The following is a 22,945-nucleotide window of genomic DNA, read 5'->3' as shown; positions in this document are numbered from 1 at the left end:
AAGTGTATGAGACAGACGAAAAGGGTAGTCTACCTGCATCCGGTAGCTATCTGATGACCGGACAATTAGGGAGTACTGAATATGACAGATGAAAAAAGAAACAACTTGAATTCGAATGATTCAAGGAAAAAGGAGAGTGCACCGCCTTTAATTCGGTCTACTCGTAAAGAACGCGGAAGACAAAATAAGCCGGTGGAGGAAACTCCACCGAAAAAGCAATTTTGGGTCCAAATTCGCATCCTTCCAATTTGGCTTCGTGTGATACTTGTTCTCTTGCTTCTAGCCGGTGCAGCCTATCTTGGTGCCTTGGTAGGATACAGCAGTATCGGTGATGGGGATTCGAGTGATGTCTTTAAGAAAGAAACTTGGATTCACATTATGGATATCATTAATGGGAAAGAGTCGTAAAAGACTCTTTCGTTTTGAATAGAAAAGTACTGAAATGTCAGGAGGATGACTATGCTAACAGCAGAACAGATACAAGCGATTTTGCCGCATCGTTACCCGTTTCTTATGGTAGACCGGATTCTTGAGGTCGAAGAAGGAAAACGAGCAGTAGGCATAAAAAATGTGACAATCAATGAAGATTTCTTCAATGGACATTTCCCAGGTTATCCGGTTATGCCAGGCGTTCTTATTGTGGAAGCGCTCGCACAAGTTGGTGCCGTCGCTTTATTGCAAAAAGAAGAAAATAAAGGACGTCTTGCCTTTTTTGCCGGGATTGACAATTGTCGCTTCAAACGGCAAGTAACGCCAGGTGATACGTTAAAACTCGAAGTGGAAATCACACGACTTCGCGGTACGATTGGTAAAGGTAAAGCAATCGCAACGGTTAACGGAGAAATCGCATGCGAAACAGAAATTACGTTTGCATTAGGTCCTATAGTTTCAAAAAATGGGAACTAAATTTGCGAACACCTTGAAATTTGGTTACAATGGTCATTACGGTGCGGTTACAATGCACTTCTAAAGTGGGAGGTAACAAATCAGTATGTTTAAAGATCTTTCTCCAAATTTAAAAAGTAGCATTACTAGGTCCATCACACAGACATTCGAACAATACATGAGCGATATCGAGTGGTCCGGTGAAAAATTCAGTATCGATGATTATATCGCCAGCTGGCGTGAATATATTACCGTAAAAGCACTCTGGTATTCAAAAATTCCAGAAGAAATGAAAATTGATCCGGAATTCCATGAAGACCTCGCGCAGCGTATCAATGAAATCATCGCCCGCATCCTCAGTGAGCCGCCATCTGAAGAACAGATTGTGGAGATCCAAAGCATGCAGGAAGAGCTTGATACTCATTACGAGTATCACTGTAAAGCCGAAGCGGTATACATTGACACATTGCTAAAAAAATATTTAGAAGCTTAAAAAAGAAACATGGATAGTTCCCTCATTTCGGGCAAAGCTACGAAGTATCATACAGGTTTGTGTGATAGACGGCTTGTGGAGAGGAGGGAATCTTTTCATGTTCAAAAAAGCGATACCACTTGTTCTTATGTCGGGACTAGTCCTTACAGCTTGTGCAAACAACGATGCAGTTCCGAATAACAATGAAACTCCAATGGAAAAAGTGGAGGATCGAACGAAGGACATAACACCCGAAGTGAACGATGAGCAAACAGGACCGAATATGGATGGTCTCGAGAACGAGAACGGCACCGGTGTGGATAACGGAGTCATTAATAACAACAATGGAGTACGAAACGATGTCATCGAAAATGATAACAACGCGACTCCGAATGAAGGCGTTATTAATGATGGAGAAACGAACACGAATACACCAACTGGTACAACTAGCGACAAAAATCTAGATCGGAACAAAACGAATGGAAACAATCGTTAACCGCAAGCCGTGCGGGAACCGCCTCGTAACACTAGAGGCGGTTTTTTTATGCAAAAGCGCAGGGCGCCGCCCAGACGCGACAGGCATAAGGCAGGTAAAAGGAAGGCAGTCTAAGTTCGCGACGTCGTGTCGCAACGACTGCATGACCTGCATCCCACAGGCCCAAGCGGCGTCTTTTGCCGCACAGTCGGGCTGCCTTATGACCCGAGCGTTTGGCGCCCGGAGTCTAGCCGTATACAAAAGTGGAAGCGTCTGTTCAGCCCCGACAGGCACTGAAAGACTTGAAGAAAAAGGCGTTCTTTGCCTTTATCTTCAAGTCCGAAGTGTCCCGAGGGGCTAGGCGCTGAAGTCTAGCCGTATACAAAAGCGCAGTGTGTCTTACAGTTTTTCTCAACAAAAAAACTGCCCGTATTCCAGGCAGCACGAAGTCATTCATTCTCTTTTTCTTGATCCTTTTTTAAACGTGGTCGAGAGCGCATATCGGATTCGAATCGCTGTAGCAATTCGGCGCCGCCCATTCCCTCACCAATCAATTCTTCCAGCAACTGTTCTGCATACTGTGCACGTGCTCGTTTCAAGCGGCCTTTCATTAACACAGAGACATTATCCCCAATCAACTTAACCCCTTTGACAGCAACGCGAAAAGCAGCTGGTTCATTTTCAGGATAAGAAATAACGACTTTCACTTCAAGTAATTCCTCATCAGCCATCCACTTTTCAAAAATGGGTTGATGTTCCTTATCAATGAACATCTCCAATATCCACATACGGTGACTGTTCTCCTGATTGATTATAATTCCGTCTATGAGAGGGAAATCCAGCATACGCTCTTCGTGTAATATTCCGACAGACAACATTTTGAATGTTTTCATCGGTATCCACCTCAATCTTTTTCCTTTTATTATACCATAGGCACAAATTTCATCGACAAACTTAAAACATGGCAAACTTAAATTATTGACGAATCGGATAAATTCAAGTCTGGCATAAGGTTATGCCGTTTATGTAGATAAATGTAACTTCGTAGTTAAGCAAATAGGGTTTTTATAGCGAATAATAGACTGAAAATTGGGGTATCGTGTATTGCACAAATTAGACTAAACCAAGTAAGATGAAATTAATAAACGAGAGAGGAGGAAATCGATTGAATCAAGTTGCACTGGTTGGACGTATTACAAAAGATCCAATTCTGAGAAGAGTATCAGAAGGAAGGGTACAATCAAGTTTTGTACTTGCTGTGAACCGCAATTTTAAAAACCAAAAAGGAGAAGTGGAGACAGATTTCGTACTTTGTACGCTGTGGGGAAAGGCGGCGGAGAATACTGCTAAACATTGCGGTAAAGGATCTCTAATCGGGGTAGGCGGGCGCATTCAGTCTAGGTCCTACGAACGCGAAGACAAGAGTAGAGTCTATGTAACAGAGGTGATTGCTGAGGATATCCGGTTCATTTTAACGAAAAAACGCACCAATGACAACTTGTATAGTGAACAGGTAGGTAGAATGACACTTCCGACGGAGGAGAAAAGTGATGCTGAGCATTTCAATCTCCCCAGCCGTGAAACAGAAGGATTACCGATTTTTTGACCAGGCACAATGATACATAAAAAGCCGGGGAATGGTCGTGAAAAGGAGGGGATAGACTAGCCGGACGACAAACCGGGGCGGTACCGACAACTGAAAATGGATAGGTAGTAAGCAAAGCTCTTGTTAGTGGAACGCAGCCCAAGAGGAAGGTAGTCTAAAGTCGCCGCGTATTGCGACAACGACTGCATGATCAGCATCCTGCTGGCCTTGACAACTAAGGGGGATGGGGCTCAATCCCTCTAGGCTGAATGACCTGTATTCTGTAGGCGCTAATAGGCTATATGTGAGGAAAAGAAATAACCGTACATGTCAACAGAAGGGGTTCTGCCCATGTTCGGTCAGAGTGAGAGTAAAGTATCGCGAACAGATGCTCAGTGGCGTCTGTTCGCGGTAAATAAGGGGAATGTAACGCTAATATCCGATGGGGTCGGATATCTTACGTCGAAAAACGCTAATGGGGATCCCGAGGACGGAGGCTGTTTCCGTCAATGGGATCCACACAAGCGGATTATGAAGAGAAAGGAGTGTGGAACATGACTACAATTAAAAAGGACATGAAACGGATGGAAATGCAAATTGAACAATTAATCAGCATTGTAGCCAATCAGAACAATCGCCTGAATCGAATTGAAGACCTAGAAAGGAAGAAAAAATTCGGAACTGTACATATTATTCCACTTGCGGAACGTGTGTAAGAGGATTCGACAACGGTAAGTAAAAAGACCCCAGTGCCACTGGTGGCTCAGGAGTCTTCTTACATAGCATAATTTTAGTTGTCAAACGATAATAGATCGTCCAGTTCCGTTTCGGACAAATCAGACAGCCATTGACTTGATTGGATGAGATCCGCGGACAATGCAGCTTTCTCGACAAGCATCTTGTCGATTTTTTCTTCAATAGTTCCAATCGTCACAAACTTATGGACATGGACAAATTTTGTCTGGCCTATGCGATAAGCACGGTCGGTAGCTTGATTTTCGACGGCTGGATTCCACCATCTATCTGCATGCAATACGTGGTTTGCACCAGTCAAGTTCAGTCCAGTTCCACCAGCTTTTAACGATAAGATGAAAATAGGGAATTCGCCTTCTTGGAAAGCCTCGACAAGACGGTCACGCTGACCTTTCGGCATACTGCCTGTCAAGAATGGTACATCGATTCCATGAAGTTCAGACAAGCATTGACGAATAAGTTGCCCCATGCCAATGTATTGCGTGAAGATAAGGCATTGTTCCTTATTAGCAGCGATTTCAGCTGCCATTGACACAATTAAGTCTAGCTTATTGGATCTAGAAAGTAATTGTGTTGCTGGAGCGTGCGGTTCTTTCAAGAATAAGGCCGGATGGTTACAGAGCTGTTTTAATCGGCTAAGCATTTTTAAAATAAGGCCTTTCTTTTCAAAACCGGTAAGTGTCTGCAACTTGAATTTCGTTTCTTCAAGGAAACTTTCATATAAGGCAGCCTGTTCAGTCGTTAAAGGACAATATTCATTTTGCTCAAGTTTTTGTGGAAGATTCAGCTGTAAATCGGGATCACTCTTCGTTCTGCGTAGAAGGAACGGACGGATTTTTGCTCGTAGCTTCCGCTTATCCGCTTCAGAATCATCACGTTCAATCGGGATGATGAAGTTATCCGTGAACTTGCGGAAACTGCCGAAGTATCCTTTGTGAATAAAGTCGAAAATCGCCCATAGCTCTGATAAACGGTTCTCAATCGGTGTACCGGTTAGTGCGATATGATGCTTGCCGCGAAGTTTTCGGATGACACGGGACTGTTTTGTCTGCATGTTCTTTATGTTTTGTGCTTCATCCAGTGTAATGCTGGCAAATTCCGTTTCTGCTAGCATCTCGCCATCCTGTGAAGCAGTACCGTATGTTGTAAGAACGACGTCGGGCTTCAGTTGAGCCATTAGTTCTTTAAAGCTTTCGTCTTTTGCACGTAATGGGCCATAGTGTGTATGGACAGAAAGCGTTGGTGCAAACCGTTCAATCTCTTTCTGCCAGTTGCCGAGAACACTCGTCGGACAAACGATGAGTGACGGTGAATCTGTATCAGGTCTTGCATGGATATTCAGTAAATAGGTGATAAGCTGAACTGTCTTACCCAGTCCCATATCGTCGGCAAGACATGCACCAAAACTATTATCACGCATAAAGGTAAGCCAGTTATAGCCGTCTTCTTGGTATGGTCGAAGTTCAGCAAGTAAATCCTTTGAAATACCGGCTGCTGGAAGCCCCTTTTTATCGGCTAGCATTTCCATATAGCCTCGAAGCGATTGGTGCATAGTGAAAGCAAAAAGTGGGTCATCGATATCTTCGTCCTCTTCAAGAGGAACAATCTCTTCCGGTACGTCTTGGAACAGCAGGTCTTTAACAGTCCACTCCCCAGCATCCGCACGATCCATTAAATCACGAATTTTTCTGAGCCAAAGGGGATCGATATGGAACCATTCATCACCAGAGCGGATGTATTCACGGTTTTCATCGACAAGCTTACGGAATGAATCCTGATCAATTGGATTACCAGCAAGAGAGAAATTCCAATCGAAAGATAGCACTTCGTCCAAGCCTGTAGCCGATTTATACGATTGTATGCCCGCGTTCGTTCGAATACGCAATTTTGATTCTGTCACCGATTTCAACCATGCAGGCAGGATGACAGGATAGCCGAACGATTGAAGTAGCGGAAGGTCTTCTTTAATGAATGTCCGTACTTCCGGATCAGACATCGGTGTGGACAAAAAGCTTCCGCTTGAAGCAAGCTCTACAGAGCCAAGGAATGATGTCATTTCGGATTGCTTTTTCACAACTTCATCTGCGAATGGTTTCCATTTAGCAGGAAGCGCATCAGCCGCAGGTGCATTCACTTTCCGGGCGGCAGGTGTCCAGTGCGCACCGCGTTCGCCGATAATAACTGTTTCAAGAAGCCATTCCGTATCTGTCTCGGCTTCTGGTTCAGTTAAGCGGAAGGCAACACTGATTGGAATTGTGGAAACGGATTCGCCCGGCCAGCCGTACATCCGTAAATGGGGTAGCAGGGAAGCTAGTAGATCGGGATTGATAGCAGATGCAGCAAGTTTGCTGCTGACTGCTTGGCTGATAACGGCCGCAGCCCCTTCTGATATGCCCGCTTTGCTACCGTCAAAACGAATAGTGTTACCGTCTACTTCTGCATAATTCCATAGATTAGGGTCGGTCCAGGCGCTAGTTGCCTCACGAATTGAAGAAAGCTGAGTATCGTCTGCATCCGTCAGTCCAACGAATGTAACATAGGGGTGCATAACAGAAAAAACTTGAAGCAGTTGGTCTGCTTGTAAATAAGCAACTTCATCATCCATATTTGCAAGAAGCCCGTAAAGTGCACGCTCATTGTTGAAGAATAGGAAGGAAACAAGATCATCTGGGGCGACTGGCAACCCTCTGCCATCTTCAGCGGCAATGGAATATAGTTCGTCTTCCATCAAACGGATGCTCAGACGAAAAAGGCGGTTCAATGTGAATGTTCCTGTCATAAGTTCAAATTCCCTTTCTCCATTTCTTCCATCAATGCGCGTAGTCTGCGGTTTTTTTCACGCACTGTATCGATATATTGATTCCAAAAGTCAGCTTTTCCGCTTTTCTTCGAACCAGTTTTCATTTGTTTAAACAATTTGACGGCGCGTCGATAACTGTGACGGTTTTTTTCTTTGATGAAACCCATAGCAAATGTATGGAGTAGGGGCAAGACGGCTGATGGATCCGAAGCCAGTGCGACCTTTAAGCCACCCGCTTCTGCGCCGTCATATGAAACGCCGTATCTATGCATGAGAGCCGCCCATTCGCCGAATCGTTCACGTTCAACCAAAAAGTCAGCGTAAACATCGATGCCGGGTTCACCATATTGAGCAAACATGCTTTCACGTAATTCTTCCGAGAAATCTGCCGCTTCGAATAAACCATCGATGTCCCGCACGAAAGCAGGACGAGATGAAAGTGAAACAGAATCACTTACGTAATCGCCGATGAAGGGCAACAAAGCGTGCATAATTATAGATAGGGCCTTGGTTTCATCATTATTTTCCGCTAGTTTTGCAAGCGGTAGCCATGTAGCAACATTAGTAGCTGTTACATGTGTAACGAGTTTCGCTAACTCATCATGTTCTCCTTGAATCAAGTGGAAAAAGGCGATGAAAATTCGAGCTTCCTCTGATTCTTCATTCGTGAGAATCGTTAGTTCAGTGTCTCGGGCAGCTCGAAAAGGAAATAGTTGCTGCCAAAAAAGACGATAGACTTGGAATCGCTCATGGAAGAGCCCGGAATTTCCTAGGGCGAATGTTCGAACGAGACTTTTCATCCGTTCATGAAAAGCATCTGCTTCAAACAGTTTCGGTTTTGCACCGATTGCATTGACGCTATCATTCAGCTTTCCGAGCTGTTCCGTCAACCAGTTTTGCACATACCACTTCCCGTAGAAAAAGGAAGTTGGTTCACCGCCGAGATGGCCTTTTACATACGTCCATCCAGCATCCAGTACATGTAATCGATAATAAAGTTCAAAAAGAGGTTTCCATTCATATTCAAACGGAATAAGCGGAGTAGCTTTTTGATCAATTATAGAAGATTCGTGGATGAATACACCCGGATTTTCCGCAACTTCAATTGCACGAAGCGGCTGAGTTAAGCGTGTCAGGACGTCGATCCATGCATCTGGGGTACGTTCTGAAATGGACAGTGCCATCTGTTGTGATTCAGTTCTGCGCCATTCGTGTAGCCATTCGCTCAAAGAATTGTGTTGTGAATAAAGATGAAATACGACTGCAATTCGGTGCGAACACCAGCCAGCGTATCCGCATGTACAATTCGCATCTACTTTGTTGAAAGAAAGGCGCACGTTTTCTGAGTCTACGCCAAGGAGAGTAGCTATTACTGCGCCTTCAGATGGCGCATACCTATAGGAATTGGTGGCACCATTTCTGACAAGAGCCACAGCACGTCTGATTTCGAGTGCATTGCGTTCTATATCTGGCCGTAGGGCATGTTTAATTGTATTCATAAATTCATTTATTTCATTTTCGTGCAAGTAGGATACACGTTCGACAGTCATATTCATCGGACCACTCCCTAAGAAAAGCATTCCTTCTATTATACCGCTTTTCTCCAGTGAGCGGAAATGAAGTTATTCCATATCTTGTTCTTTTGTTTGTTTATCTATAAAAGTAAAGAGCATATTCGTTAAAAAGCCGAAGAAGGAGTGAGGAATTGGAGAAGATTGTTCTATACGTACCTGATTTGGAGTCTCAGTTTCATCATAATAAAGAGTTTCAAGAAAGTATTACTCCATTATCATGCACGATTTCGCCCATCATTAATCATATCATCTACGAATCTGTGGAACGTAAATTATATTTTCGCTCGGTGGCATTTGGAACGATGGAATTTCAGTTTGTGCTGCTCGACTTTAGGCGTAACAATATTGTGTTCGTGAGAAAGAGGGATTCTCCCGGAGATGTAAACTGTGGCGTATATGAATGGTTATCATCATTGAAATTTCAATTCGAGCCAAGAAAGATGTCATTTGTAATGGAAAGGCCAAACGATAATTATGTGTTGCGGCAACATATATAGATGAATAGCATACTATAATAATAAACTGTTCACAAACTAGCCACAGTTGTGATAAACTAATAACAATCAGAATATTCTATATTGGAGGGGAGAAAGATGCTATCAGTTCAACGAATGACACCATTTTACACGAGTCAAGAAGATTTTCAACTCAGACTAGTGTTTGCTTATCAATACTTTTCCATTCTTAAAGGGGGGGACGTATTTCAATTCATCCCGTCAGAGGGAAAAGAAATTGTCATTAATACCAAGAGTTTGCAAGTCGAAAACCTCGGCGAAGTATTCGTTTTCCAACGGGGGAACCGATTTATTCGATTACCGCTCTACCAATTGCTCCTTATTTCAGATCTTCATATCCATTTGACCACTATTCTTGAAGGAACGATGGGGCTGGAAATGGAAGTAGAGACGCTAGAAGTCGTAACATTAGAAGCGGTGGGTATCATTGAACAACTGGAAGCCGATAACAGGTTGCGCATGATTGATTATGCACTCGAAACAGACAACATACAAATGTTCAATGAACTGACGGAAGGACTGCAGCAAAATTGAAAAGTGAAACTTAACAAACACCTGTCGTTAGCGGTTAACGGTAGGTGTTTTTTTATTGCCCTGGCACCTATTGAATCCCGTAAAATGGGCAAGTTGTCACATAGAAACTTCACCTCCAGACTCTGGTGATTTTGTTCTAGATAATCCAAATGAAAGCTCAAATTCCCACCACGGTGATGCAGACATTACTATATTGTTTACTTAAATATGTTGAACGAAAGAATGCCAATATAAACTGAGCGAAGGCGCCTGATGAGGGGTAGCCTCCCACCGTAGTGGATTAACCTATTTTACACCTTATATAGTTCAACCTGTAATGAAGTAAAGAGCCACAATGAAAATGGTGGAACCTGTCAAACTAAAAAGAATGTCTTGCCATGTGAATGCAGAAATTCCCTCTTTATTCATAGCTATCCGCCCCTTTGTCGATTTCCCGGGAAATAAGCCGGTATTTATTCCCCAATAAATCATTCAGTTTTAGTAGAAAGTATAATTTTTTGACTTAGAATAGTGTCTAGCTCTAGCTCTAGCTCTAGCTCTAGCTCCAGCGCTTGTCGCGTCTACCAGGCGCCTTCCACTTTTCTTATTGTCTAGACTCCAGGCGCCAGCCGCTCGGGTCATAAGCAATCCAGCTATGTAGCAAAGAGCGCTACGTCGCTGGATCGACTTATGCCCGTCACGTCTACCAGGCGCTTCCGCTTTTCTTAGAAGAATGGACAAAAAGTGCGCTTCTTAAACATGTTTTATATGTTTCTGCAACCCATTAAAGAAGGATAATAGTAAAAAAATCATTGCTTACTAGCATCCAAACATTGCAAATCTCTCAATTTTTGCTAAAGTAATCATAGTAGATCAATTACGTCTCGGCGTAAATTCGCTTGGATTTTGAACTGCGCTTGCGCACGTCCAGTATCCGTGCTTAGGAGTTCGGGTCATAAGTCAAAGCTACTCTGTGGCAAAATCCGTCACGATGCATCTTCATCTTATGCCTGTCGACCCTAAGCTTTTGAGAGATTATCTCGTTTCAAAATTTGTACTATCCGCCGTGGGCTTAGGTCGACGGGGAGGAATTGTAGTTTATTCTTCTTTGTTAAGGTGACTTCATCAAATTCAGCAATAGTGAGCAGAAAGGGATTACCGTAATGTTTTTTGACTTTAAGTTTTGGCATTTCTTGACGAATCCACATCAGTTGGCAAACCAACTTGAAAATTCTTCAATGCGCGGCTTCAAAAAACGTGTGTTATTCATAGTTTTTTTCGGTGTTCTTTTATTCGCCGTTCGTGATATATGGGGAATGAATACAGAGTCAATCACAGCACTCCTTTCCACAATGACCACAACAGACTATACAATTGCACGATATGTATCAGTACTTGGTGCACTCATGTGGGCCCTTATGTATATGGCGTTTCATTTCTTTGGTTTTGCATACATATTAAGTCGATTGACGGCAATTCCGTTTAAAAAGTTATTACCTTTACAACTACTTGTGACGGGTATTCTATTACTCGAGAAAGCAGTTTTGCTTCTTGTCTTTACGATGAAGGGAGCAACAACAAGTGTTTCATTCCTATCATTTGGTCCACTTGCGATAACATTTCTCGATTCCTGGTATATCATCCTATTCCTCAATCAATTGACAGTGACAACTGCACTTATCATTGCACTTCAATCACGGTTTATCGGTGCGTACACGGGTCATACCGAACGCAAAGGCTTTATCTGGATACTTATAGGAATCCACGTAGCAATGGCCCTTATAGTTGCGGCTATTGGATTTATTCCACTAGAAAGCTTGTTCCATTCCTTTGTAGAAGGGGGTGTTGGTAGTGAATAAAGTGACGAATATTGCTATTGCTGTCGCAATCAGTGCATTTCTAGCAGTGAATTTTTATCTGCTATTTTCCGATAAAAGCGTCATCACCAAATCAGTATATGTCGAACGCTATGAACGTATGACAAGCAGTGATCACAGAGAAGAGCTCGCTAAAGAAGGCTTTGTTGCTCCCGAAGAAACCTATACAGTATACGTCGGTAATGACGATACGGTAGATTCGTGGCTAGTTAAAGAAGGCGATCCCGTTACAGTGGGGGAAGAAATTGCTATTCTACAAACAGAACGTGCAGAAGGACAGCGCGCTGTATGGGAAGCCGAACGCGAGGCTCTTCAACAACAGACATCATCTGTTCGAAGCATGATATCAGGTCTTGAGTCTGAGCGGGAGGAAGCTCAATCGGATAGTTCTTCGAATGTGAATCGTAAAGATAACGTGTCGGAAAATACAACCGACAAAAAAGTGGAAGTAGGACTGAATGTTGATGTCCAGGTAGATGTGAAGCAGGACGGATCATTTGCACAGGCAATCGCAGCGGCTGAACAGGATCTTGCAGAAATTGAACGCCAGCAAACAGTTGTTGAGGCGCAATTATCACAAAATCCAGGGAGACCTGCTCTAATTAGCCCTGTTGACGGTATAGTTTCTAAAGTAACGCGTACCGGTTCCACGCTGTCAGTTGATATTTTCAGCTCACAAAAAGTGATTGTCACATATGCAAAAAATGACGAGTGGCAAAAAATTCGAAATGGTGATCAGGTCTTAATCCAAGGGGATAGCATCGAAAATGCGGTAGAAGGAACGGTTCTTTCTGTTTCCGAGGCACCTGCAATCGACAACGAATGGCTCCAAGCCTACAAAGAACTCGACGAAACCAAAGTGAAGAATCCACTTGCTTATTATGAAGTACGAATTTTGACGGATGCTACTGATCAATCGGTGCCATTTGGAACAAATGTCAATGCAATCGTTATTGTCAATGAAGCGCTGGATGTCACTTCGGTGAAAGAAAAGTGGCTTCATGACTTGTACAAAGAAACGGCGTATGCATGGATAATTGATAATGAAGGTCGTGCTAAACAAGTGGCCATTGCGACACCGTTCACATGGGAAACTCGGGCGGTCGTGTCGCAAGGTCTCAATCTTGGAGATGTAGTTGTTTATGAACCTGAACTTGCTACGTATGGATATGCACCTACGGTATTCATGTCATTGCCTACAGAGTTGCCTTCAAAAAAACAATGGAGAGCATTCGGGTGGAAAAATTACGTGAAATATATACTTATAAGATGACATCAGAACCCCGAATCTTCGGGGTTTTTTGATGCTCTACTATTCTTTCGTTACGAAACTGTAATAGGAATGTAGCAATTGAAAGGTTTTAGAAGAACTAGAAAGGGTATTTTCAATACTAGCTAGCCAAATAGCTTATTGAAAAATACTAGGAGGCGTTATGAGATGGTAACACGACATGTAGTTGGCTATTATGATACAGAAACTGAAGCAATCGCGGCAATTGAAGATTTAAAAAGACAAGGATATGTGTCAGATGACATATCTGTTATGAGTAAACATACAGCAAATGCGGATGTTATTGCAGAAGAAACAGGAACATATGCAGCAGATGGTGCAGCCACAGGGGCAGCAACTGGCGGAATTCTAGGAGGACTTGGCGGCGTGCTCGCGGGAATCGGTGCACTCGCAATACCAGGAATTGGCCCAATCATCGCAGCTGGCCCAATTGTAGCAGGCATTACTGGCGCAGCTGCCGGAGCGGGAGTTGGCGGACTAGCCGGAGCACTTATCGGCATGGGTATCCCTGAAGAAGAAGCGAACCGCTACAACGATTACTTCAATGAAGGAAAAATCCTTGTCCTTCTTGATGGTGACTATTCAAGACCGAATGATCGATTTCCCCCAATCGTCTAATGTCATATAAATGCAGACAGCCACCCAATTTTAGTTGGGTGGCTGTCTGTTTGTGGTTCGGAGGCTGACAGGGGGAAGTTGTACATATGATTGGTTGGCTAGGAGATATGATTGGTCATGCAGCGATTATGATTGGTCGTGTAGATATATGATTGTTCTTGCAAAAGATATGATCGGTTTACAAGTTATATAGTCGGTTGGTCGTGATATATGATCGTTATCCCACTTTGTAGTGCGTTAAATTTATTGATTTTCATTGAAAATTTTATATCTGTCGCACGTCGTTTCAGAAAAGCAGAAATTAGAGTGCTAGGACCATTGAATGGTTTCCACTATTATCCATAAATCGTATGGACTACTATTCTTTGATTCTTACGAAGTCCCTTTGAACGATTTTTTCAATAACGCATGATTTTCCCCGAAATACACGTTTTGTATCATATTAAATCTATTTTTATTATGATAGATTCTTTATGTCGCACTATTTTGTTAAGTGCGAATAAACGGGTAAAGGGGAGATGGGATTTGAAGAGGGGTAATTTCACTAAATTTTTCAGCGCATTTTTAGCTCTTGCAATGGTGCTTTCACTACTATCGCCATTCACTGCATCGGCAAATGCAGAAAAGGCAAAACCATTCAAGCCGGATAATCACAGCGAAAGCATTATGCAACAGAAAGCAGCTATCGCCGAACAATTAAATCTGTTGGATGGTGGTTCCAAGTTACACAAAGACTTACAAGGGTTAACTGGAAATGGACAAGTCGCAGTTATTGTTCATTTATCCGAAAAGCCAGTTGCACTTGAACAGGGGATTAAAGAGTTAGCGGGGAAAACATTCACTTCTGCAGAAGCAACGGCAGTGAAAAAGAAAGTGAAAACGCAACAGACAGCTATGAAAAAAGAGATGCAAGTGAAAAACATTAATTTTACTGAGAAATTCGCGTACGATACTGTACTAAATGGTTTTTCTGCGACTGTACAAGCAGGAGATCTTGAAAAGTTACTAGCTATTAAAGGTGTTACATTAATTGAACCGGATACTGAAGTGCATGCATTTGAAGCTCCAGTTTCATCTGGAACAGTAGATGCGAATATGAACACCAGCATTTCATTCCTAGGAATTGAAAGGCTTTGGGCTGAAGGAATTGAAGGACAAGGGATTAAAGTCGCTGTACTTGATACAGGAATTGATAAAGATCACCCTGACTTTGCCGGTATTTATAAAGGCGGAAAGAACTTCATTCCAAATTCTGCTACTTATACAAGAACCCGTGCAGATAATGATGCATCGGAAACGTCACCTGTTGAACGACCAGCAGGAACGCCTGAATTTAGCGCAACTGGAAGCGCTTTCTACACATCACATGGTACGCACGTGGCAGGAACAATTGCTGCAATCGGGGCGAATCCGTACGGAGTTAAAGGGATTGCACCGAAAGTAGATCTTTACGCATACCGCGTTCTGGGAGCTTACGGTAGCGGATCTACTTCGGGAATCATCGCTGCAATTGAAGAATCAGTCAAACAAAAGATGGATGTTATCAATCTTTCACTTGGTGGGGGAGCAAATTCTGAAACTGACGGAGGTTCATTTGCCATCAATAATGCGATGATGGCCGGAACGATTTCCGTAATCGCAACAGGAAACTCGGGTCCAAAACGTGGAACGATGGGTACACCATCGACAGCACGCCTTGGAATTGCAGTTGGCAACACAACGAATCCTGAAGCGAATTTTGATAGCAACGTACATGTAACAGTCGGAGACTATCAATTATCAAAAACCATTAACTTAATGGGAACTACATTTGGAGCAGATTTAACAACACAATTGTCCGGTGAATATGAAGTCCTAGCAGTACCTGGAATGGGTACTAAAGCTGACTATAACGGACTCGACGTTAACGGGAAAGTGGCACTTGTCTCACGAGGAGATATCGCATTCGTCGACAAAATTGCCGTCGCAAAAGAAGCAGGCGCAATTGCAATTCTTATCCATAACTTTGCAGGCGGTTCAAATGCACCGAACGCTTCTGGAACATTCTTAGGAGATGCATTTGAATTCATTCCAGCTTATGATTTGTCACAAACAGACGGAGATGCAATTCGTGCAGCTCTTAAAGGCGGTCAAGGAACTGTAACGTTCAGTAATTTCAATAAAACAATGACAATTGGTGATAATGTCAACGATTCCAGTTCACGTGGACCGTCGACTCCAAACTTTGATATCAAACCAGACGTTAGTGCGCCTGGAACGAATATCATGTCAACAATTCCAATGTACAAAGCAGATTTTCCAGCTGCAAGTTATGAAGAAGCTTTCACACGTAAAACTGGTACATCAATGGCAACACCGCATATTGCAGGAATTGCAGCACTTGTTAAGCAAGCAAATCCAGGTTGGAGTGCTTTTGACGTGAAAGTCGCGCTATCCAACAGTGCAAAAATTTTAGATACGACCAAATACGATGTCATGTCTCAAGGTGCAGGACGTGTGCAAGCTTATGCAGCAGCACATCCGACTATCCTTGCATATGCAATGGATGAGGCAGTGTTGGATACAAGCGGTGAAATTGTCGACAATATTAAAGGGACAGTCACTTTCGGTCCTCAATCAATCAAAGAAAAAAACATTTCCGTTACAAAAGACATTCTTGTAAAAGATATGAAAGGTAACGGAGGAAATTATAATGTAACAGTCGATGTTACGAAATCATTCGAAGATGCAAAAGTGACCGTCGACAAATCAGCATTCACATTGAATGGTGAGCAATTGTTAACAGTTACATTAACGGCTTCGAAAAAAGCAAACGCACCACCAGGTTCCGAAATTCTGGGCTATATTCACATTAACGGTGAGGGTACTGAAGTTTCATTACCATTCGCAGCAGAGTTTGGCGGAGCACCGGCATCTGCATTTGAAAACTTCGCAATCACGGAAACAGATCTTTCATTCAACAATGACGGTATAAAAGACTCGGCTGTTCTGTCATTTAAACTGACAGGCGATGTCACTACAAATTACATCGAACTATGGGATATCATGGATCCTGAAGGTGGAGAATATGGAGACGGCTATATCGGCTACTTACATGCAGGTACTTCGCTCGCAGCCGGTTCTTACACGCTTAACGTGGCAGGAAATTACAAACCTTGGACTGAAGGTGCAGCTCAAACAACAATTCCTGATGGACTCTACACAATTGACTTCACTGGACAAACAGTTTCAGGGGAACCGGCAATTCTTAGTGGCTACGTTGGCCCGGTCGTCGTGAAGTCTGAAGCAGGTACAATTGAAGGAGCACTTAAAGGCACAACAGCAACAGGTAAAATCATTGACAAGTATATTGACTACCAAGCTGAACTTGTAAACTATGATTTAGGCTATGACGTAAATACGAAACTCAAAGCAAGTTACGAAGTGATGGAAAACGACACGGTGAAATCGTCCGGTCCTGTTAAATTAGCACAAGACGGATCATTTACAATCGACGTTGGTACGTTAACAAAAGATAACAGTGTCAAAGTGAAATATGTTGACGCTGCAGGCAATGCCGCAGAAAAAGTACTAGTCGATGATGGAACCGGCGTCAAGTATTCTGTGGATAAAGAAGAACTAGCACTGCAAGTAGGCGGTACAGAAAACCTAACAGTAACTGAAACAACAACAAAAGCGGACGGAACAAAAGAAGACAAAAATGTCACAGCAGAAGCAACATTCTTGTCTGCAGATGAAAAAATTGTAACAGTTAAAAATGGTGCAGTAACAGCAGTCGCCGCAGGTAAAACAGCAATCACAGTAAACTACAAAGAATTCACAGCAACAATCGCAGTCGAAGTGGCAGCGAAAGATGGTCAAGACCAAGTTACGTATTCTGTAAGCAAAACGAATCTTACAATAGGCGTTGGTCAACAAGAACAACTCTTCGTCACACAAAAAACGACAAAGGCTGATGGTTCAGTCGTTGAAAAAGACGTAACAGGAACAGTGAATTATGATGTCGTCAACAGCGATATTGCAAAATTCGAGAAAGGTCTCATCACAGCACTTGCGGCAGGTAAAACGCAAGCACGCGTCATGGTTCCAGGACGAGAAGATATGTACGTTTACCTTGAAGTGACAGCAGCACCGCAAGATCAGGTTACTTATTCAGTTAGTAAAAAGAACCTAACAATCGGTGTTGGCCAATCAGAACAATTTTACGTCACCCAAACGACGACAAAAGCGGATGGCACAGTCACTGAAAAAGACGTCACAGGAAATGGCAGCTACAACGCAGTCAACAATAAAGTTGCTACAGTCAAAAAAGGACTCGTAACAGCACTTGCAGAAGGCCAAACACAAGTGCGCGTCATGATTCCAAACGAGGAAGCCATCTACGTTTACGTTGAAGTAGTGAAACTTCCTCAGGATATCATTACGTACAAAGTGAATAAAACAAATGTGAAAATGAATGTCGGCGACCAATTACAGTTGAAAGTGACAGAAACAACGCTGACTCCGAAAGGACAAACGAGCAAAAAAGACGTCACAGCAACAACTTCATTCAAAGTCGTCAACAATAAAATTGCAAAAGTTCAAAAAGGTCTAGTCACAGCGATTACAGGAGGTCAAACACAAGTACTTGTCACAATCCCAGATCAAGATCCAATCCTTGTGTACCTGAATGTGAAAGGCGACGTACTAACCTATTCAGTCGATAAAAACAGCGTCGCACTTAAAGCAGGCGGAACTGAACAATTAACAGTAATAGAAAAAACAACAAAAGCTGACGGCTCTGTCACAGAGAAAAACGTGACAGCAGATTCTAAATTTAAATCTGCGAATTCTAAAGTCGTCACATTAAGTAAAGGGTTAGTCACAGCAGTCGGACCAGGCGAAACGGCCATCTCTGTCACACACTCGAACTTTACAACGACAGTCACAGCGATTGTCGAGCAAGACGTAATCACTTATTCAGTCGATAAAAACAGCGTCGCACTTAAAGCAGGCGCAACTGAACAATTAACTGTAATAGAAAAAACAACAAAAGCTGACGGCTCTGTCACAGAGAAAAACGTGACAGCAGATTCTAAATTTAAATCTGCGAATTCTAAAGTCGTCACATTAAGTAAAGGGTTAGCCACAGCAGTCGGACCAGGAGAAACGGTCATTACAGTTTCACACCCGAACTTCACAACGACAGTCACAGCGATTGTTGAACAAGACGTAATAATCACAACAGAATTGATCACAAACCCAGCAGCACTTGAATTGGTAGTCGGGGAATCTTCTCGCATTTCAGTTCAATCGATTGAAACGAAAAATGGTGAGGCGACATCGACAGACGTGACAGAAATTGCTGCATATAGCGGGTTCGATTCAACTGTCATCGATGTTCAGCAAGGCCAAATCATTGCAGTCGGCGCTGGTGAAACAACAATCACAGCTTCTTATGGCAATGACGTTGCAACCATTTTCGTCAAAGTCGAAATGGTTTCAGTACCGGAAGCGCCTGAGGTACCCGAGTCACCAGGAGCTCAGAAATATAGTGTTTCAGAAGCAGAAATTGCAGCTTATGTGAACGATAAACAGGCAAAAGAAATCTTCATTGCACTACCTGAAAATGGAGAGGAAATCGCAATCGAATTCAACTCAACAATCCTAAATACAATCGTTAATGCTAAGAAAGGCTTATTCGTCACTAGAGGCGAAACGTCATTCTTCTTCTCGAAAAAAGCAGTCGAGAAACTTATGCAACAAGCAGGCGGTGATGCTACAATCACGTTAAGCGAAGCAAATGCATCTTCTATAGCAGATGCAATTTCAGAAAACTTTATCGTTAATCTTGAGGGCGGTACTGGCGATAATCGATTTGCGTTGAATCAATTCAATGAGAAAATCGAAATCGTTCTCCCGATAGACGCGTCTAAAGTGATTAAGAACAACAAAATAGCGGTACGTGATCTAAATTCAACTAATACGATAAAAGCGAAATACAACAATGGAGTACTTGAATTCACAGCGACTGGTCCAGGTAGTTTCGTTGTGATCAATACTTCCACAGCGAACCGCGCAGGTAACTTTGTCGCTATCAGCTATTAATTTAAAAAAGGAGCACATTGAGTTTGATATGCTTCCCCATTAGGTAGATAGATTAAAAATAAAAGCTGGACTAAAGATTTTTTTAGTTCAGCTTTTATTTCACTTAATAAAAAACAAATTAACTTCTTCCTATTACAATCTAAAAACTCTATCATGAGACGAGTTTTAGACCTATTGCAGCACCTAAGACCATGCCTATAAAAATAAGTCTTCTCCAATCTTTTGATTCACCATATAAAAGCATACCTAAAATTGCTCCACCAGACGCACCAATTCCTGTCCAAATTGCATAAGCCGTACCCATAGGAAGTGTTTTCATTGAATAAGCAAGAAACACAAAACTAGCTCCAAACGCAAGAGTTAGAAATAGCACCGATTGCCAATTACGGTCTTTATGCAATTTACTTATCATTACAACACCAAACATTTCAAATAAACCTGCAACAATCAAAGAAACCCACGCCATTAAGATTCAGCTCCTTCTTTATCGCTATCTTGAGTCACTAATTTCAAACCAACGACTCCACCTAATAAAACCAAAATTAAAAGTACTTTTGCTAATTTAAATGGTTCATCAAAAAATATGATGTCGGAAAAAACTGTTCCGGCTGTACCTAGTCCAACAAAAACCGCATAGACAGTTCCAACAGGTAGTTTTTTCCCAGCCATAATCATTAAATAAAAACTAACGATAATAGCAATAACTGTTCCAGTCCAAGTCCAAAAGTCATTTGCATGTTTTAATCCAATAACCCAAAAAACTTCGAAAAAAGCAGCGATTATTACTTTAACCCAATCTGTATTCATTTAACTAACACCTCCGTTTATTTTCGTGCCCATCAAAAACAAAAAAAGCCCAAGAGATAACTGTTAAAAAACAGTTCCTCCCAGGCTTTTATCCTTCCGTGACACAGCATAGCTGTGAGTTTTCTCTCGGACCAGACCAACACTGACAGTTGCGGAACCCTAGAAAACATTCAAAGTATGTAATTACCTTGTATTATACACACTTTTAAATCGTAGTCAATTGTACAACATTATAAACAAGACATGATTTTAATTTACCTCATGTACAATCACTTGTCCTTAATGGTCCAAAGTAGGCTGCTTTTTTTATCCATTTTATTTGAAGATTAAGCGCTATAAAAAAGGGTATTAAATAGTATAAGGAGAATTACTACTAAACAAAGGACAATAACCGAAAAAAAGGAAGTGCACCCATGACAAGCTGGAATACAGAAGCGATCGAATTACTTGAAAGGAAACCGAAGCAACAAAATTGGGGAGCAAGAAGAGCCGCAAAAGATAAGAAATATAAATCATCCTCCCAATTAGTGGATGATTACATCGTACTCGATTTTGAAACGACGGGTTTGCGTGCAGGCGCTGATAAAATCATTCAAATTGGTGCCATTAGGTATGTAAATCATGAAGTGAAAGACATGTTTAATACGTTCATCAACCCCTTTCGTCATATCCCAGAGACAGTTACACGACTTACAGGCATTTCAAACGAAACAGTTGAATTGGCACCGAGTATCAATCAAAAAATTGAAGAACTACTCGAATTCATCGGAGATTTACCAATCATTGCTCACAATGCATCGTTTGATATGGGTTTCCTTTATGCACTCGACAACATCGATGGCATAAGCATTCCCGAGTATATTGTCATCGATACCGTCAAACTAGCTAGAAAAAAAATCACCGAAGCCCCCAACCATAAACTAACCACATTGACAGAATTTCTACAGCTCGAACACGATGCCCATGATGCCATCGGAGATTGTGTGGCAACAGCAGCCATTTATCAATATTGCGTGAAAAAGCATTTTTAAAATAAACTCGCATAATCTACTAAGTCGGCTCTGACTGGCGGCGGATTTTTGTTAAGGTAAGAACAGGAAATTAAATGAATGGAAAGGGGGAAATTAAAGTGAGGAAAAATGTGTGGGCCATCTGTACAGCATTAGTTATAAGTTTAGTTTACGGCACAATTGTAGGCGAGGCAGAGGTGAAAAAGCCGACACATTACATAGGACTTCATGATCGATTATTGGACTTTAAAGACGTCCAGGTCATCGATAACGATATGAAGATCCCACTTAGCGAAATCACAAAAGTACTCTACATCCCAGTAGAAAAAGAAGAAGGCATCACTTATCTTCGAAAAAGAGGCACCGTTATCAGCTATGATGCTTCAACAAAATTGACATCGAAAGACGGTGTGGAACTCAGTTGGACTCCAATCGTCGACGTTAACGGCACGCTTTTCATTAGCGCAAAATACATCGCAAAAGTGACGGGATTCAAAGTAGAATACATCCAAAAAATGAAAACGTTGCGTATTTATCGTGATGACTACGAGCATATGAGCCATGTAGATTACGAAAAACATGTTAAACAATTGTTGGATAAAAAACAGCCGGCCAAACCACCAGTTAAGCCAGAAAAGCCCGGAGCGAAATCCGAAACAACAATCTACTTGACCTTTGATGACGGCCCCAATAAATTCACAACAATCAACAACGCAACACTGAAAAAATATAACGTCCACGGTACATTCTTCTTCCTAGGAAAACACATGAAAAAAAACGAGGACATCGTTAAAACAGTGGCTGGCGATGGTAACTACATCGGCACGCACAGCATGACACACGACAAAGACAAAGTATATAAATCCACCAAATCATTCATCGATGAAATGACCGAAGGAACCAAACTCATCAACAAAATGACCGGCATCGATGCTAAACTACTCCGTGTTCCATACGGCAGTAAACCGCACGTCACACCGGCCATGAAAAAAGAGCTCAACCAATACAACTACAAAATGTGGGACTGGGACGTCGACTCCAATGACTGGAAATACACCGACAAAGAAGCTGACAAAATCGTTAAAAACGTCCGTGACGGTGTCGATAAAGCCAATAAATCCGGCGACCATAACATCATCGTCCTGCTACACGATCGCAGTCAAACAGCAAAAGCCCTACCAGAAATCATCGAATGGCTACAAAAAGAAGGCTATACCATCAAAACATACGAACCCGAGCACCACATCATCCAAAACTTCTTAAGCGACACCACATTATAACCAAAAAACCGCCTCTTGCAGGCGGTTTTTGTGTGCGGGAAAATGGGGAGCGAGCATATCTCCCACGCAACCGAGCATATCCTCGGGCAAGCGATCATATCTCTCGCGTAACCGAGCATATCCTCGGGCAAGCGATCATATCTCCCATTCAATCGAGCATATCCTCAGGCAAACGATCATATCTCCCATTCAACCGAGCATATCCTCAGGCAAACGATCATATCTCTCGCGCAACCAAGCGTATCCTCAGGCAATCGATCATATCTCACACGCAACCAAGCATATCCTCAGGCAATCGATCATATCTCTCACGTAACCGAGCATATCCTCAGACAATCGATCATATCTCCCGTGCAACCGAGCATATCCTCATGCAACCGTTCATATCTCTCGCGCAACCGAG

The 22,945-nt window shown here is 42.4% G+C and carries 19 protein-coding genes and 1 riboswitch; of the genes, 14 read left to right on the top strand and 5 right to left on the bottom strand.

Annotation, left to right across the window (positions count from 1 at the left end; translation table 11 throughout):
- Positions 1 to 81 precede the first annotated feature (81 nt).
- The 4 genes from ACP8HG_RS14075 (at position 82) to ACP8HG_RS14060 (ending at position 1,853) form a co-directional block, all read left to right on the top strand.
- A complete protein-coding gene (locus tag ACP8HG_RS14075; protein ID WP_082786736.1) occupies positions 82 to 408 on the top strand; it encodes a DNA-directed RNA polymerase subunit beta in 327 nt (108 codons plus the stop codon).
- A 51-nt stretch (positions 409 to 459) separates the two neighbouring features.
- Entirely contained in the window at positions 460 to 906 is a 447-nt protein-coding gene (fabZ, locus tag ACP8HG_RS14070) for a 3-hydroxyacyl-ACP dehydratase FabZ (RefSeq protein WP_067213080.1), read from the top strand.
- A gap of 85 nt (positions 907 to 991) precedes the next feature.
- Positions 992 to 1,378: a hypothetical protein gene (locus tag ACP8HG_RS14065; RefSeq protein ID WP_067213076.1), complete on the top strand. Its 387-nt coding sequence runs from the start codon at positions 992 to 994 to the stop codon at positions 1,376 to 1,378.
- Positions 1,379 to 1,475: 97 nt separating this feature from the next.
- On the top strand, positions 1,476 to 1,853 hold the full coding sequence (locus ACP8HG_RS14060; RefSeq protein ID WP_067213073.1) for a hypothetical protein: 378 nt from the start codon (positions 1,476 to 1,478) through the stop codon (positions 1,851 to 1,853).
- 428 nt (positions 1,854 to 2,281) lie between these two features.
- On the opposite strand, the gene ACP8HG_RS14055 is transcribed toward ACP8HG_RS14060, so the two are convergent.
- Positions 2,282 to 2,725: a YwpF family protein gene (locus ACP8HG_RS14055; protein WP_067213070.1), complete on the bottom strand. Its 444-nt coding sequence runs from the start codon at positions 2,723 to 2,725 to the stop codon at positions 2,282 to 2,284.
- 272 nt (positions 2,726 to 2,997) lie between these two features.
- On the opposite strand from ACP8HG_RS14055, the gene ACP8HG_RS14050 reads away from it, so the two are divergent.
- The gene (locus tag ACP8HG_RS14050; protein ID WP_197485343.1) at positions 2,998 to 3,438 is read left to right on the top strand and encodes a single-stranded DNA-binding protein; all 441 of its coding nucleotides are present in this window, start codon (positions 2,998 to 3,000) and stop codon (positions 3,436 to 3,438) included.
- Positions 3,439 to 3,971: 533 nt separating this feature from the next.
- The gene (locus tag ACP8HG_RS14045) at positions 3,972 to 4,133 is read left to right on the top strand and encodes a hypothetical protein (protein ID WP_156476111.1); all 162 of its coding nucleotides are present in this window, start codon (positions 3,972 to 3,974) and stop codon (positions 4,131 to 4,133) included.
- A gap of 74 nt (positions 4,134 to 4,207) precedes the next feature.
- Here the strand turns inward: ACP8HG_RS14045 and ACP8HG_RS14040 are convergent, their stop codons facing one another.
- Both ACP8HG_RS14040 and ACP8HG_RS14035 read right to left on the bottom strand, forming a co-directional pair.
- Positions 4,208 to 6,949: a DEAD/DEAH box helicase gene (locus ACP8HG_RS14040; protein WP_067213061.1), complete on the bottom strand. Its 2,742-nt coding sequence runs from the start codon at positions 6,947 to 6,949 to the stop codon at positions 4,208 to 4,210.
- Positions 6,946 to 8,526 (bottom strand): SWIM zinc finger family protein, encoded by a 1,581-nt coding sequence (locus ACP8HG_RS14035; protein WP_067213059.1) that lies wholly within the window; start codon positions 8,524 to 8,526, stop codon positions 6,946 to 6,948. The genes ACP8HG_RS14040 and ACP8HG_RS14035 overlap by 4 nt, the downstream gene beginning before the upstream one ends.
- A gap of 149 nt (positions 8,527 to 8,675) precedes the next feature.
- Between ACP8HG_RS14035 and ACP8HG_RS14030 the strand changes: the two genes are divergently transcribed.
- The 6 genes from ACP8HG_RS14030 (at position 8,676) to ACP8HG_RS14005 (ending at position 19,445) form a co-directional block, all read left to right on the top strand.
- Positions 8,676 to 9,041: a hypothetical protein gene (locus tag ACP8HG_RS14030; protein WP_067213056.1), complete on the top strand. Its 366-nt coding sequence runs from the start codon at positions 8,676 to 8,678 to the stop codon at positions 9,039 to 9,041.
- 96 nt (positions 9,042 to 9,137) lie between these two features.
- On the top strand, positions 9,138 to 9,593 hold the full coding sequence (locus ACP8HG_RS14025; RefSeq protein WP_067213053.1) for a transcriptional regulator: 456 nt from the start codon (positions 9,138 to 9,140) through the stop codon (positions 9,591 to 9,593).
- 1,142 nt (positions 9,594 to 10,735) lie between these two features.
- A complete protein-coding gene (locus ACP8HG_RS14020; RefSeq protein WP_438296878.1) occupies positions 10,736 to 11,431 on the top strand; it encodes a hypothetical protein in 696 nt (231 codons plus the stop codon).
- The gene (locus ACP8HG_RS14015; RefSeq protein WP_338654980.1) at positions 11,424 to 12,722 is read left to right on the top strand and encodes an efflux RND transporter periplasmic adaptor subunit; all 1,299 of its coding nucleotides are present in this window, start codon (positions 11,424 to 11,426) and stop codon (positions 12,720 to 12,722) included. Before ACP8HG_RS14020 ends, ACP8HG_RS14015 begins: the two co-directional genes overlap by 8 nt.
- A 165-nt stretch (positions 12,723 to 12,887) precedes the next feature.
- Entirely contained in the window at positions 12,888 to 13,358 is a 471-nt protein-coding gene (locus ACP8HG_RS14010; RefSeq protein WP_067213042.1) for a general stress protein, read from the top strand.
- Between the two features lie 525 nt (positions 13,359 to 13,883).
- Positions 13,884 to 19,445 (top strand): S8 family serine peptidase, encoded by a 5,562-nt coding sequence (locus tag ACP8HG_RS14005; RefSeq protein WP_438296875.1) that lies wholly within the window; start codon positions 13,884 to 13,886, stop codon positions 19,443 to 19,445.
- Positions 19,446 to 19,596: 151 nt separating this feature from the next.
- Here the strand turns inward: ACP8HG_RS14005 and ACP8HG_RS14000 are convergent, their stop codons facing one another.
- The gene (locus tag ACP8HG_RS14000) at positions 19,597 to 19,911 is read right to left on the bottom strand and encodes a DMT family transporter (RefSeq protein WP_067213040.1); all 315 of its coding nucleotides are present in this window, start codon (positions 19,909 to 19,911) and stop codon (positions 19,597 to 19,599) included.
- Positions 19,911 to 20,252 carry a DMT family transporter gene (locus ACP8HG_RS13995; RefSeq protein ID WP_399629283.1) on the bottom strand — a complete coding sequence of 114 codons (342 nt, stop codon included), beginning with the start codon at positions 20,250 to 20,252 and terminating at the stop codon, positions 19,911 to 19,913. The genes ACP8HG_RS14000 and ACP8HG_RS13995 overlap by 1 nt, the downstream gene beginning before the upstream one ends.
- Positions 20,253 to 20,327: 75 nt before the next feature.
- A riboswitch (guanidine-I (ykkC/yxkD leader) is annotated at positions 20,328 to 20,426 on the bottom strand.
- A gap of 239 nt (positions 20,427 to 20,665) precedes the next feature.
- On the opposite strand from ACP8HG_RS13995, the gene ACP8HG_RS13990 reads away from it, so the two are divergent.
- Positions 20,666 to 21,283, top strand: a complete 618-nt coding sequence (locus ACP8HG_RS13990) for a 3'-5' exonuclease (protein ID WP_187045908.1) — start codon at positions 20,666 to 20,668, stop codon at positions 21,281 to 21,283.
- Positions 21,284 to 21,381: 98 nt separating this feature from the next.
- Complete coding sequence (locus tag ACP8HG_RS13985; protein ID WP_438296872.1) at positions 21,382 to 22,542, top strand: polysaccharide deacetylase family protein; 1,161 nt, start codon at positions 21,382 to 21,384, stop codon at positions 22,540 to 22,542.
- Positions 22,543 to 22,945: the final 403 nt, after the last annotated feature.

The sequence above is a fragment of the Sporosarcina sp. FA15 genome (assembly GCF_051550195.1).
Classification (GTDB): Bacteria; Bacillota; Bacilli; order Bacillales_A; family Planococcaceae; genus Sporosarcina; species Sporosarcina psychrophila.
The sequence above is the reverse complement of the archived record's forward strand: the minus strand, read 5'-3'. Positions and strand labels throughout refer to the sequence as shown.